Source organism: Planococcus maritimus (assembly GCF_001592825.1).
In the GTDB taxonomy this organism is placed as follows: Bacteria; Bacillota; Bacilli; order Bacillales_A; family Planococcaceae; genus Planococcus; species Planococcus maritimus_C.
The window spans coordinates 339,787-353,372 of sequence record NZ_LTZG01000011.1 but is presented as its reverse complement, the minus strand read 5'-3'; the positions used below and the strand labels follow the sequence as shown (position 1 = coordinate 353,372).

General features: G+C 49.9%; 9 protein-coding genes, 1 pseudogene and 2 riboswitches. All 10 genes and pseudogenes read left to right on the top strand.

What is annotated here, in order from left to right:
• Nucleotides 1-16 precede the first annotated feature (16 nt).
• The 10 genes and pseudogenes from AY633_RS10235 to AY633_RS10190 all read left to right on the top strand — a co-directional run bounded on the left by AY633_RS10235 (nt 17) and on the right by AY633_RS10190 (nt 13,346).
• Nucleotides 17-997, top strand: a complete 981-nt coding sequence (locus AY633_RS10235; RefSeq protein WP_068488271.1) for a sugar ABC transporter substrate-binding protein — start codon at nt 17-19, stop codon at nt 995-997.
• Nucleotides 994-2,442, top strand: a complete 1,449-nt coding sequence (locus AY633_RS10230) for a sensor histidine kinase (protein ID WP_068488270.1) — start codon at nt 994-996, stop codon at nt 2,440-2,442. Before AY633_RS10235 ends, AY633_RS10230 begins: the two co-directional genes overlap by 4 nt.
• Entirely contained in the window at nt 2,435-3,967 is a 1,533-nt protein-coding gene (locus tag AY633_RS10225) for a response regulator transcription factor (RefSeq protein WP_068488269.1), read from the top strand. Before AY633_RS10230 ends, AY633_RS10225 begins: the two co-directional genes overlap by 8 nt.
• Nucleotides 3,964-5,021 (top strand): annotated as a pseudogene (locus AY633_RS10220) (sugar ABC transporter substrate-binding protein). The gene AY633_RS10225 and the pseudogene AY633_RS10220 overlap by 4 nt, the downstream one beginning before the upstream one ends.
• 97 nt (nt 5,022-5,118) lie before the next feature.
• Nucleotides 5,119-5,226: riboswitch (SAM riboswitch) on the top strand.
• A gap of 113 nt (nt 5,227-5,339) precedes the next feature.
• Nucleotides 5,340-6,731, top strand: coding sequence for an LLM class flavin-dependent oxidoreductase (locus AY633_RS10215; RefSeq protein WP_068488268.1), 1,392 nt, complete (start codon nt 5,340-5,342; stop codon nt 6,729-6,731).
• 110 nt (nt 6,732-6,841) lie between these two features.
• Nucleotides 6,842-8,356: a sodium:solute symporter family protein gene (locus tag AY633_RS10210; RefSeq protein WP_068488267.1), complete on the top strand. Its 1,515-nt coding sequence runs from the start codon at nt 6,842-6,844 to the stop codon at nt 8,354-8,356.
• Between the two features lie 167 nt (nt 8,357-8,523).
• A complete protein-coding gene (locus AY633_RS10205) occupies nt 8,524-9,108 on the top strand; it encodes a copper resistance CopC family protein (RefSeq protein ID WP_068488266.1) in 585 nt (194 codons plus the stop codon).
• Nucleotides 9,105-10,166, top strand: a complete 1,062-nt coding sequence (locus AY633_RS10200; RefSeq protein ID WP_068488265.1) for a copper resistance D family protein — start codon at nt 9,105-9,107, stop codon at nt 10,164-10,166. Before AY633_RS10205 ends, AY633_RS10200 begins: the two co-directional genes overlap by 4 nt.
• Before the next feature lie 223 nt (nt 10,167-10,389).
• Entirely contained in the window at nt 10,390-12,378 is a 1,989-nt protein-coding gene (locus AY633_RS10195; RefSeq protein ID WP_068488264.1) for an acyltransferase family protein, read from the top strand.
• Nucleotides 12,379-12,512: 134 nt separating this feature from the next.
• Entirely contained in the window at nt 12,513-13,346 is an 834-nt protein-coding gene (locus tag AY633_RS10190; RefSeq protein ID WP_068488263.1) for a DUF6920 family protein, read from the top strand.
• 105 nt (nt 13,347-13,451) lie between these two features.
• A riboswitch (SAM riboswitch) is annotated at nt 13,452-13,553 on the top strand.
• Nucleotides 13,554-13,586: the final 33 nt, after the last annotated feature.

Below are 13,586 nucleotides of genomic sequence, written 5' to 3'. Positions count from 1 at the left end.
AAAAGGGGAGCGAACCGTGAGAAAAAAAGTCATCTTTGTGCTGTGCTCGTTATGTGCCGTGCTCGGATTTTTTACTATCTTGTCTGTTAACAAAGTCCTGAATTCGGAATGGGAACTGCCATCCGCCGTCAGCAGCGAACAAGAGCGAAAGCGAATCGTTCTTATCACTCAAGAGTTGGACACGCCATTCTGGAAATTGGTCGGAGAAGGCGCTGCCAGTCAAGCAGAGCGGGAAGATGTCGGTTTTGAAATATGGGGAAGCTACGGCAAAAACCAGGAAGATTTCTTGAAGCAAGTGGAAATCGCGCTTCATTCGAAAGTGGACGGTGTCATCGTGCAAGGCAATGATACCGATGAATTCCAGCAATTGGCACGTATCAAAGCTGCCTCGTACGGCATCCCCATCATCACGGTCGCAAATGATGTGCCCGTCGAGAAAAGCTTACGCAAAACCTACGTGGGCTCGGACCACTATGCTGCCGGTGAATTGCTGATGGAACAATTGTTGGATGATATGGGCGACTCAGGAGAAATCGTCCTGCTGGGTGATGGCAATCTCGAATATAGTGAGCGCCTCCGCTTGAACGGAATGGAGGAAAGTCTCAAACAATATCCTGAGATCCGGTCCATTTATATAGAAAGTGGATCATCTGACGAGGAAGCAGCAGCTGCTGCGCAAAGCGCACTGAACCAGCATCCGAATGTCGATGCATTCATCTTGCTCGATATCCGTCAAGCCCGTGTAGTCATGCAGGAAATCAGCAGCCGCACCGAACTCGAACCATTTTTTCTGTATTCGTTCGATGACGGTTCGGATGCTTCTGAGCTGCTAACAGAGGGGAAGCTGGATGCGATCATCGAACAATCGCCGAAAGAGATGGGGGCGAAAAGCGTCGAGATGATGATGAAGTGGCTTCGCAATGAAGTTGTCCCTCTCGATTCTGCAGGATATGTGACCGATATCCGCATAGTGGAAGGAAAGGATGAATTGCCGTGAACACGATCCAAAAAAAGATTTGGATGCTCGCGGGAATCGTCATTGTCATGATGTTCGCGATTTGGCTAGCATTGACGTTTTATAACCAGAAAATGCAGGATCAATACAATGATATTTTGGAGCGCTATCTGCAGATGAATGAAGTAACTGCTTCGAGCCAGCAGACCGTGACCAATTTGAACGATCATTTATCCAACCCGACAGCCCGCTCAGCCACGACCCTTGTGTCTAGCCAGCAAAGGCTGCAGGATGCTCAGGCGTCGCTTTTGGAGTTGCGCAATGCGGACAATGAGTTTTCCTTAACCAATTACAGCAATATGATCGAAAGCTTTACGGAAACCGTGGAACGTTCCGTCACTTTCAGCGAACAAGGGGAAAACGACATCGCAGCAAGCGAATTCACGGAAGCGAACCGCATGTCTGTCTATATCTCCGAGATGACTTTATCGATTTTCAATTCCGAACTCAGGACCTACGAACGTTTTTACCGCGACATTATCCGGCAATCACAGGAATTAAACACGATGGGCATTCTATTGTTATCACTCACAAGCGTTTTATTATTATTGTTCACTTATTTATTTTCCTTGAGCATCACGAAGCCAGTCCATCAATTGACAAAAGCGGCAAACGAACTGGCCAAGGGCCGTTTTGACCAGCCGATCCGCGTGAATTCCAATGACGAAATTTCCTTTTTGGCGAAAACCTTCGATCATATGCGCGTGAACATCAATAAACTGATCCTGGAAATCCAGCAAAAAGCACAAGTGGAAAGCGAATTGCAGGAAAGCCAGTTGTTGCTGCAGCAGAGCCAGATGCGCCATCTGCAAAGCCAGATCAATCCGCATTTTTTGTTTAATACCTTGAACACTTTGTCGAAAAAAGCTTATTTAGACGGGGCGGAAGACACTAGCGATCTATTGGTCAGCGTAGCTGGTTTGCTGCGCTATAACCTGAAACGCCTCGACCATACTGTGACACTTGAAGAAGAGTCGCATGTCCTGAGGCAGTATATGGATATCCAAAAAGCCCGTTTCAGCGATCGATTGACCTTTCATATCGATCTGGACGCCTCCGCCTTAGTTTATCAGATGCCGAGCCTGACGCTTCAGCCGCTCATCGAAAATGCTGTGATTCATGGCATCGAACCAAAAGAAGATGACGGCGAAATCTGGTTCCGCATCAAAGACGAAGACCAGCATATCCGTATTGAAATTGAAGATAATGGCGAAGGAATGGACAGGGATAAAATCGAACAGCTACTGAAAGGCGGCATCACTCCACAGGAAGGGCATGCGACGGGTATCGGATTTGCCAATGTGGCCAAACGGCTTCAGCTGTTCTATGGCCGCGATAATGTGGTGGAAATCGAAAGTTTGCCAAAATGCGGCACCAAAATCATTTTGAAATTGCCGAAAGTAATGGAGGTTGAAAGTTATGTTTAAGCTCCTGCTCGTGGACGACGAACCAATCGAACGTGAAGGGATGAAAGCAATCTTGGAGCGTTCGTTCGAGGATATAGAGATCAAACAAGCGAAAAACGGCAAAATGGCTGTAGAAACCGCAGCCGACTGGCAGCCAGATATTATCTTCATGGATATCATGATGCCGGTCATGACGGGTTTGGAAGCGATCGAACGGATTCGCGAGACCGACCCAGAAGTTGAAGTCGTCATGATGACGGCATTCGATACCTTTGACTACGCCAAGCAAGCGATCAAATTGGGCGTGAAAGATTATTTGTTGAAACCGAGCAAAGCGGCAGAAATTGTGGCCATTGCAGAGAAATTGTTCAACCATTTGAAAAAGAAAGCGCAGCAACAAAGCTCCTTGCAAAAAGCGATGGCGATTGTAGAGATGGATATCGTTACGCAATTATTATTCGATCAGGTCCAGGACATGCATATCGATTTGTTAGTAGAAATGAAAGGGACCGAGCCTGCTAAAGAAAAATTCGTCATGACGATTGCCATCCCTAAAGGTGCGGAAGAAATATGCCAAGACATCAAGCGAGAAATCAGCGGAATGCCCCATATTTGGGCAGGGCCATGCTACGACAGGCAATTGCCACTCATCGTCTTTCGTGACCTTGCGCATTCGTTCCGCTCCCAAGCGATCACGCTCACCGATAAAATCCTGTCGGCAAGCGGTAAACGGGACCGATGCTTCGTCGGAATCGGAACAGTGTGCGATTCATTTGGGCAAGTGCGGGAGTCTTACCAGAAATCATTAGTCGCGATGAGCGATTTAGCGGTTCCTTCGCGTTATCGCTTCTATTCAGCTGATTTGGAGCCGGCCCCTTCGCACCACCCGGCACTTATCAAACAACAAGAAAAAAGAATGGCCGATTACGTCCGGCTCGGCGATTGGGATGCTGTCGAGGAAATCATCACCGGCTTGATCCGGCAATTGGAACGGATGGGCGAACCTGTTCTCAGAACCCAGCAGCGTTCCCTTGAGTGGGTTTGGCTCTCCAACCGGATCATGGCTGAGTTAGGCGTCGAGATAGACGCACCTTATTATGCGGTTCCGGTTACAGACTATCGTCAACTGATGCTGGCAACTTTGGATTTGATCAATGTGTTAAAGCAAAATTACGATATGCATTTCAACCGGCTGGAATTTGATAAAATCCATCAAATCAAGCAATTCATTACCGAGCATTCCCATGAAGACATTTCATTGGAAGTGCTGGCAAGAAAAGTGGATTTAAGCCCTATCTATATCAGCAAATTATTCAAAGACAAGCTGGGCATTAATTACATCGACTTCCTGACAGAATGCCGGATGGGAAAAGCCAAGAAACTATTGGCAGACCCGGAAATCAGCTTGAAGGCGATTGCCTTAGAAGTCGGGTACCATGAGCCCAATTACTTCAGCAAAGTATTTAAGAAAATGACTGAGCTGTCCCCGACGGAATACCGTTTGAACCTGTTGAATTCAAAGCGCAGACAAGGAATCAGCACATGAAGCTGCTCATGCGGATATCATTGTTGATCAGCATCAGCGTTTTTGTGGCGGGTTGCCAGAAAGAGGCAGAGCTCCCTGAAAAAAGCGTGTTCAAAGAAGACGAGACGGTACAAGATCAGGAGCCGTTAAAAATCGGCTTTGCGATGGATACCTTGAAAGAAGAGCGTTGGCTGAAAGACCGAGAGCTTTTCGAGCAAGCGATCGAATCACGGGGGTTGGAAGTTGAGATTGCCGCCGCGAACGGAGATGATGCGCTGCAGATTGCGCAGGCTGAGGAGATGATCCAGGAAGGCATTGATTTACTCGTCATTGTGCCGCATAATGCGGAAGCGACCGCAGCGATTGTCCATAAAGCGCATGGGGCGGGCATCAAAGTAATCGCTTACGATCGGCTTGTGAAAAATGCGGAGATCGATTTATATGTCTCTTTCGACAATGAGCAAGTGGGGAAATTGCAGGCTGAAGAGATGTTGAAATTGGTTCCAGAAGGCAATTACGTCTATATTGGCGGCGCTCCGACAGACAATAATGCGCATTTATTGAAAAAAGGCGTATTTGACGTGCTGCAGCCAGCGATTGAACGCGGCGACGTCCATATCATTTATGATGAGTGGACAGAGGATTGGGCGCCGGAACAAGCATTTGCCATATGTTAGAGGCTTTGGAGATCAACGGCAATCAAATTGATGCCGTCATCGCGGCCAATGACGCGACGGCTGGCGGCGCGATCGAGGCGCTTGCACAGGCAGAGCTTGCCGGGGGCATCCCGGTCGCAGGGCAGGACGCAGAACTCGCCGCCGTACAACGTATCGTCGATGGCACGCAAACGATGACTGTCTATAAACCAATCCAGCAACTATCAGAGCGTGTAGCAGCGCTTGCTGTCGATTTGGCAAAAGGAAACGCCATCGAACCGACCGCCAGCATCAATAACGGAAAAAGCGAAGTGCCTTCCGTGCTGCTTGAACCGATCGCGGTCGATATCCGCAATTTGGAAAGCACCGTGTTCGCAGATCATTTTCATTCGGCAGAAGAAATTGATGGGATGGAATAGTTCATGTCAGAGTCCAAGAAAAAAAGAAGGAAAATTTACAATATTCGGTTGACTTCTATATTTCCTAGTACTAAGATAGGGATTAATTAATTTCATAATCTTATCCAGAGAAGCCGAGGGACTGGCCCGATGACGCTTCAGCAACCCCTGATTTAATCAGGAAGGTGCTACTTCCAGCAAGGAGAGATTCCTTGGGAGATAAGAGAGCGGACCCGGCATTTTAAATAGCCCTCTTTTCTCGTTTTCCGAGAAAAGAGGGCTATTTTTATTTTTACACGGGACTGCGGAAATCATAATTTCAAAAGGAGGAATTAGACGATGACGAAGAAACGGATATATTTGAACGCATTTGAGATGGTGTGCGCAGGTGCTCACCAGTCACCCGGGTTATGGCTTCACGAGGACGACCGGTCGCATACGTACAAAGATAGCGAATACTGGATCGAGCTTGCGAAGCTGCTCGAAAAAGGGAAATTTGACGCGGTGTTCTTGGCGGATGTGCTCGGGACCTATGACGTTTACGGCGGCACGCGCGATGCGGCACTTCGCAATGCGGTGCAGACGCCGGTCAACGATCCGCTACTAGTCGTGCCGCTCATGTCATCGGTGACAGAGCATTTGAGTTTTGGGGTCACGGCTTCTGTCAGCCACGAACATCCGTACACGTTCGCCCGGCGCATGTCGACACTTGATCATCTGACCAAAGGGCGCATCGGCTGGAATGTCGTCACTTCCTATTTGAAAAGCGCCGCAGTCAATATTGGGCTTGATGACCAGATGAGCCATGATGAGCGTTATGAATTCGCCGCCGAGTATTTGGACGTTTGCTATAAATTATGGGAAGGCAGCTGGGAAGACGGCGCGGTCGTTCGTGATCCCCAATCGAAAGTCTATACCGACCCGTCAAAAGTTCATGACATTCGCCACGAAGGCAAGTATTTTAAAGTGCCCGGTGCGCATCTATCGGAACCGTCGCCACAGCGCACGCCAGTATTGTTCCAGGCAGGGGCGTCGCCGCACGGCCGTGAATTCGCTTCGAAGCACGCCGAATCCGTGTTTACGGCAGGGCCAACGATTGCTGTTGTAAAAAAGGGCGTCGATGCGCTGCGTGAACGCATCCAAGCGAACGGGCGCGACCCGGAAGATGTGCTCGTCTATACGACCTTTACGGCGATTGTCGGGAAGACCGAAGAAGAAGCACAAGAGAAATACGAAACCTTGAAAAGCCATGTCAGCTACGAAGGGGCGCTCGCGCTCTTAAGCGGTTGGACCGGCATCGACTTCTCGGGATATGAACCGGATGACACACTCGAATATATTCAAAGTAACGCCATGCAGTCAGCAGTTGAAGTGTTCACGCGTGCAGATCCGGATCGAAAATGGACGATCGGTGAACTTGCGACATTCGTCGGCATCGGAGGACGCGGGCCGGTCGCGGTTGGAACGCCTGAGCAAGTGGCGGATGAAGTCGAGCGCTGGAGAGACGAAACCGGCGTCGATGGCTTTAATTTAGCGTATACGCTCGCACCTGGCAGTTTCGAGGACTTTGTCGAACTGGTCGTGCCGGTTTTGCAGGAACGCGGGCTCGTACAGTCAGAATACACAGAAGGCACGTACCGAGAGAAAATCTATGGCAAAGGCCAAGCACAGTTGAAGGACAATCATCCGGGCAAAAACTTCAAGCATTTGCACGAACTAGCCGGAAACTAAGGGAGGAATCGATATGCTGACAGCTTACTGGATCGCCGTAGCCGTCTTTTGGGCAGCCGGACTGACTTTATGGAATAAACTTTACCCAAAACCGAAAGGAGGCGAGCGCCATGGGGGATGAAACGTCGTGGCTATTGCCATTTATAATCGTGATGCTTGTCGGCTATTTCGCATTGACTACATGGCTCGGGAAAAAAGGAAAGGCCCATAGCGGATCGATGAAAGGCTTTGCGATCGCAAAAGGCAAAGTCAATCCAGCGGTTGTCGGCATGAGCTTCGGTGCCTCTTACGCCAGCGCCAATTTGTTTCTGGGCGTTCCCGGATGGGCGTATACATACGGTCTGTCAACTTTGTGGTATACGATTGGCTGCTTCGGGGTCACGTGGCTTGGCCTGTTGCTGTTCACGAAAACCTTCTGGCGCTACGGGCAGAAAAACGGCGGCAGCTTGACGATTCCCGAGTGGCTCGGCAACCGCTACAATAGCAAAGCTTTGCGCGTCCTCGTCGCCCTATTGGTGCTGTTCAATATCTATTACATCGTCGGGCAGAATGTCGGACTCGCGACGATGTTCGAAACGGTCATCGGCATTCCTTATCTATGGGGCATTGGGATTGGTGTCATCATCACAATCATTTACGTCAGCCTAGGCGGAGCGTTTGCGCAAATCGTCAGCGACGGCATCCAAGGAGCGACGATGGCAGTCGTCTCATTATTGCTATTCATCTCGCTATTATGGACAATCGGCGGTGGATGGAATGTATTCGGCACCTTGCAAGCAGAGCTCCGCGCAATCGATCCGGCACTCGTTGCGCCGCTATCGGCAGGCGGGCCGTTCTATAGCGGCTTTGCCATCTTGAGCATCCAATGGCTATTGTTTTCATTCGTTTTGTTGCCGCATTTGATGAATAAAGTGCTGACCGTTGAGAAAGAAGAGGATTTGCGGACCTTCACGCTATCCGCCGGTATTTCCTTGTTCACCTTGTCCATTTTCTCGGTGTTCGCAGGGCTTGCCGCACGCATTATCTTGCCAGGCCTCGCGTCAGCCGATAGCGCCATCCCGGCATATATCATGGAAGCATTTCCTGTCGCCATCGTCGCGCTCCTCGTCATGGGGGTGATTTCCGCGATCTTATCGACGACCGATAGCCTGTATTTGGGCATCACCAATAGCATCGGCAACGATTTGTTTAAAGTGCTGGCTGTGCCGGTGCTTTATAAAAACAAAAACTTAACGGCGCAGGAACTCGACGCCAAAGTGCTAACAGCGTCAAAAGTATCTCTAATCTTTATCGGCCTCATATCGCTTTATATGTCGGTCAGCCGCCCGGAATCGTTGGCCTTGCTGACGAGTTTCGGGACATCCGCCATCATCAGCGGCATCATCGCCCCGATCAGTCTCGGCTATTTCTGGAAGCACGCCAATAAATCGGGCGCTATCGCATCGGTCGTCAGCGGAGCCGGCTGCTATATGATCCTGACCGGCACGGGTGCTATCGAACACGTTTTTCAAGCCATGTTCTTCAGTTCAATCCTCGGCTTTACATCGATGATTACAGTGAGCCTGCTTGCCGAAAGTTTGAAGAAGCGCGAAAAACCTTCTCAGGAAACGGTTCGTGGATGGTAAAACGAAAGCCCCGAAATCATTCGGGGCTTTTTTTTATCCCGCCAATCTTCGGGGAAAGTTCATAAATCCAAGCGCCTCGTTCTTGTGTCTTTCGCTCAAATGAAATAGGCTGAAAAGAGTGGATGCAATAATTCAGTTCATTTAACAGGAAAGAAGGAATCATACCTATGAAGAAGACCTTGATTTTATTAAGTGCATTACTCGCATTTCCGCTTGCAGCCCAAGCACATTCAACCTTGGAGGCATCTACTCCGGCAGAAGGGGCGGTCATTACAGAGCCGCTTGAACAAATTGCGCTGGATTTCAGCGCAAACATCGAACAGGGCAGCACGATGGCCTTAAGCGTGGATGGCACGGCAGTGGATTTTAGTGAAGTGGCCGTGATGGACGATCAATTGATCGGCACTCCCGCTGAAGAATTAGAAGATGGTTCGTATGTGGTGGATTATGAAGTATTAAGTGAGGATGGCCATCCGATTGAAGGATCTTTGGCTTTTGAGTTGCAGGCAGGTGAGGAAGAAGCGGTTTCTGAAGAAGCAGACGAAGCGGCTGCAGCAGAAGAAGAGCCAGCAGCGGCCGAAGCTGAAGCTGAAGAAAGCGAACAAACGGAAGCATCGGATATGGAGCAAGCGTCAAGCGGGGAACCTGAAGCCCCTTCAGAAGACGCGGGATCTAGCCTGACTTTGATCATTGCAGGCATCGCCATCATTCTATTGATCGGGGCAGTCGTCTTGATGCGTAGAAAAAGATGAGTTGGCTGATCGCGTTATCGGATTTTTTCCTTTACGTGGTGCTGGCCTTTCTCGCAGGGGACGCTGTCTTGCGGTTTATTCAATCGGAAAAAAAGCCGCTTATTGAAGTTCCAAAAAAATGGCTGGTACTGGCGCTTGCGTCGATTCCACTTTTGCTTGCGCCCCCTGTCATCCAGCTCGTCTTATTGCTGGGGGATCGCTTTGGCCTGATGCAAGCCATGATTGATGTCATCACGCAATTTCGCACCGGCCAAAGCTATGTATTCGGCGTCTTGATGGCGCTCGCATGGCTAATTGTCGTGTGGCGAGATGGTTCAGCAGGCTTACGGACTTTTTGGCTCGTGCTCAGTGTGCTCAATGTAGCGTATGCAAGCCATGCGGCATCGATTGCGGATTGGCAAGGATTTACGGCGCATGCGCTTCATTTCCTGGCGCTTGTATTATGGGCAGGCGTCTTGATCCACATTGCCTGGTTTATGAAAGACGGGCGCAATTGGCGTGCGTTTCTTAACTGGTTCACGCCGTTTGCGGTAGCCCTGATGGTCATTTTGATCGGCAGCGGCATTTGGCTCATGCTGTTTTTCGTGGCGCCGGAAGATTACGCAAGCTCATGGATCTTGCCTTATGGACAGCTGTTGTTGCTAAAGCATTTAAGCATCATTCCACTCCTGTTCGCCGCGTTCATCAATGCCGCCTTGTCGAGAAGCGATGCGCCGAACCGTCCGTGGCTTAAAGTGGAGAGCTGGCTCTTGCTGGTGGTGTTATTGATTACCGCCTTTATGAGCAAGCTCGCCCCGCCGCATAATATCAACGAAACCTTCCGTCTAGAAGGCAGCGCGCCGTTTGTCGAATGGTTCGCTGGACCGCAGTATTTGCCGGTGCAGGCGGTGTGGACGCCGAACATCGACGGCTTTTTGATGATGGCGATCGGCGTGATTTTCCTCGGCTTGCAATGGCTGGGGTATCGCAAGCAATTGCCCGAATGGCTGTCGTTCGTGTTCAGTCTTGGGTTTGTGGCAGCGGCGTATACCGGATTCATGTTTAGTTTCCTATTTTAATGAATGCCTTGCCAAAAATGGCAGGGCTTTTTTAAAGGCACAAGAATATTTCGACTATCGGATATGTTGTTGAGACTTGTGCGGGATTAAGGTACACTTAAACTGGCAAGGAATGGATTTTAATTATTCAAAAATTTACTCTTTAATAATAAATTTACAATGGAAATCTTTTGTTTAAGAACTATTTCTTTCCACAAAATATTAGAATGGCGAGGTACACATCATGGCAGATTTACGGGTGCCTGAAAAGCGCTTCCGGCCTGAGCTGGAAGGCGTCCGCGCAGTCGCGGCGCTTTTGGTGGCAGTTTATCACATTTGGATCGGGTCGGTTTCCGGCGGAGTCGATGTCTTTTTCATCGTCTCGGGATATTTGATTACAACGTCTCTATTGTCACGGATGGTGCGCGAAGGCCGCATCAATTATTTGGAAAATCTATTAGGTTTGGCGAAACGACTGTTTCCGCTGGCCTTTACGGTACTTGCCGTCAGTGCGGCGCTGTCGATTTTCCTATTGCCGCTCAGCACATGGCGCCAGACAATCGCCGAATTGTTTTCGTCGATGTTTTACTTCCAAAACTGGCAGTTGGCCAATAACGCGGTCGATTATTTGGCACAAAACAACACGGCAAGCCCGTTCCAGCACTTCTGGGCCTTGTCGATTCAAGGACAGTTTTATGTCACGTGGCCAATCGTCATCACACTCGTTTATCTGCTAGCGACGAAAATCCTGAAGACGCCGGTGCGCAAAACTTTGCTCGCCGTGCTATCGGTGATTTTCCTTGCTTCACTCAGCTATTCGGTTTATATCACGGCGGTCAATCAGCCGTGGGCATATTTTGATACTTTTGCACGGGCTTGGGAATTCTCGCTCGGCGGGATGCTTGCGCTCATGCTTCCATATTTGAAATTCCCGGATCGGGCCCATCTCATCATGGGTTGGGTCGGGCTGGCGATCATCGCCTTCACGGGCATGGTGCTGCCAGTCTCGACTGTGTTCCCTGGATTTGCGGCATTGTTGCCGACAGGTGGAGTGATCCTGGTCATTATCGCCAGTGAAAACGGACAGGCGTTCGGTGTGCAGAAATTGCTCGGCTCGAAACCGTTCCAGTATTTCGGCAGCATTTCCTACGGTTTTTACTTATGGCATTGGCCATTATTGGTGTTCTATTACGCCTACTTCAACACAGATACGGTAACGACTCCAGCAGGTCTTGCCATACTCGGAATTACGTTCATCTTGTCCGTCCTGACGATTCGACTTGTCGAAAAGCCGGTGCGTGAGATGCCGATCAAGCATTCGAAAAAACGCTTGTCGAAAGTGCTGGTCGCTTTGATGACACCGGCGATTTTGATCGGCCTCTCGTGGGGCGTTTTCGTCCAGGCGAGCAGCGGAGGAACGGCTACGGTAGAAGATAACCCAGGCGCACGCGCCGTGTTGGAAAATATCCAGCCGGCAGAAGATGCGCAACTGCAGCCAGACTTCTTGTCGGCAAAAGAAGACTTGCCGACCTTCTATAGCAACAAAGATTGCTTCCTGACAGGCAGCGTCAGTTCCAAGTTGAAAGAATGTTCATTTGGCGTCACGGAAAATCCTGAGCATGTCGTCGCACTTGTCGGCGGCTCACATTCGGGGCATTGGTTCCCGGCGCTTGAAGCTGTCGCGGAAGAGCTGAACATGCGCATCGATGTCTTCAATAAAGATGCGTGCCGATTCTCAAGCGGCGATTTCGATGGCCAACTGGATGAAGCGTGCATGACGTGGAACGATAATTTGCAAGAGCGCTTGATGGCAGATCCGCCTGATTTGATCTTTACCACAGCGACGGTGAATTCGGGAGATACGGTGCCAAAAGGCTACATCAATAAATGGAAAGAATTCGAAGGCGTGGCAGAAATCTTCGCGGTGCGCGACAATCCGCGCATGAAAGTCGACCCGACTTTATGCCTTGACGAATTGAGCGTCGACAATTGTTCGGTCGAGCGCAGCAAAGCTTTATCGGATGTCGTTCCATGGGAAAACACGGAAGGCATTCCGGACAACGTCACGTTTGCCGATATGTCCGAGTATTTCTGTACGGACGATACGTGCCCGCCTGTTGTGGGCAATGTATTGGTCTATCGCGATAAGCACCATTTGACGACGCTGTATTCGCAAACGATGGGACCGGCATTGAAAGAACATCTCGAACCGGCTCTTGAAAACTTAAACTGATCAACACCGAACGCCTCCGGAAGCTTAGCCTTCCGGGGGCGTTTTTCGATTGGCCTATTCAGCAGGGGAAATGCAGGACGTGTCGAAAGAGTTACGAAGGAAATGCGCAGCAAAATCGGAAAGGGGTATGAGGCATGAAACGCATATGGCCGATTTTAGCATTGACATCACTCGGAGCATACGGAGCTTATCGAAAGTACAAAGACATGACGCAACTGATCAAGCCGACATGGCCAGAAGTCCGGCATGCCGGCGAAGTGGAAGAGGCGAGGACGGCGCATCTGCCAAAACCGATCGCCAACTGGCTGGAGACGATCGGCGCAGTCGGCCGTGAGCAGGTGATGGGCGTTTATGTAAAGCAAGTGGGCTGGATGAAGACCAAACCTGACCAGGAAGAATGGACCGAATCGACTGCTGAGCAATATAGCTTTGTCGAGCCGCCGTCGTTTTATTGGAAAGCGCGCATGAAAATCGATGGTCTATTCGTTACCGGATCCGATAGTTTCCGGGATGGCCGGGCCGGGATGCGCATCCGTTTCGCGGGGCTGGTGCCGATCAACCGGGCGATTCCGGATGGCAAGCGCGATGAATCGGCCTTGCAACGCTTTTTGATGGAGATGGTCTGGCTGCCGGGACTCGCTTTTAGCCCGTATGTGCGTTTTTTCAATAGCAGTGAACGATCCGTGGAAGCCGAGATAAGTTACAATGGGTCGACCGCCAATGTGACATTCGAGTTTGACGAATTGGGGCGCATGAAGCGTGCGCGTGCGATGCGCTATAAAGATATTGGCGAAGAGGCCAAGCGCTTGCCATGCATCGCCGAAGTACACGAATGGCAAACAATGGACGGCATCGAAATGCCAAGGCGCATCGACATTACGTGGATCATCGATGGCAAACCTTTCGCTTGGTATAAATTCACTGTTGAGCAAGCCAGCTTCAACCCGCGGGTGCCGGATGCTTGGTGAGAAAGTCGGAAATTTAACAGAAAGTTCGTTGTTTTTTGATAAATCTTCTTGACCCGAATCACCTCAGGGGGTATCATGTGGAAATACTTAAAATTGAATAGTGAATTCTTATCTAGAGAAGTCGAGGGACTGGCCCGATGACGCTTCAGCAACCAGCCACTAAGGTCAGGTGCTAATTCCAGCAGGCACACGCCTGGCAGATGAAAAGGAACGAGTTCGATATCGTAAAGCCTTCTTTTT

What these genes read in the sequence shown, in the direction of transcription:
- AY633_RS10225 (WP_068488269.1), top strand. Translation starts at nt 2,435, where the DNA reads ATGTTTAAGCTCCTGCTCGTGGACGACGAACCAATCGAACGTGAAGGG.
- AY633_RS10215 (WP_068488268.1), top strand. Translation starts at nt 5,340, where the DNA reads ATGACGAAGAAACGGATATATTTGAACGCATTTGAGATGGTGTGCGCA.
- AY633_RS10210 (WP_068488267.1), top strand. Translation starts at nt 6,842, where the DNA reads ATGGGGGATGAAACGTCGTGGCTATTGCCATTTATAATCGTGATGCTT.
- AY633_RS10205 (WP_068488266.1), top strand. Translation starts at nt 8,524, where the DNA reads ATGAAGAAGACCTTGATTTTATTAAGTGCATTACTCGCATTTCCGCTT.
- AY633_RS10200 (WP_068488265.1), top strand. Translation starts at nt 9,105, where the DNA reads ATGAGTTGGCTGATCGCGTTATCGGATTTTTTCCTTTACGTGGTGCTG.
- AY633_RS10195 (WP_068488264.1), top strand. Translation starts at nt 10,390, where the DNA reads ATGGCAGATTTACGGGTGCCTGAAAAGCGCTTCCGGCCTGAGCTGGAA.
- AY633_RS10190 (WP_068488263.1), top strand. Translation starts at nt 12,513, where the DNA reads ATGAAACGCATATGGCCGATTTTAGCATTGACATCACTCGGAGCATAC.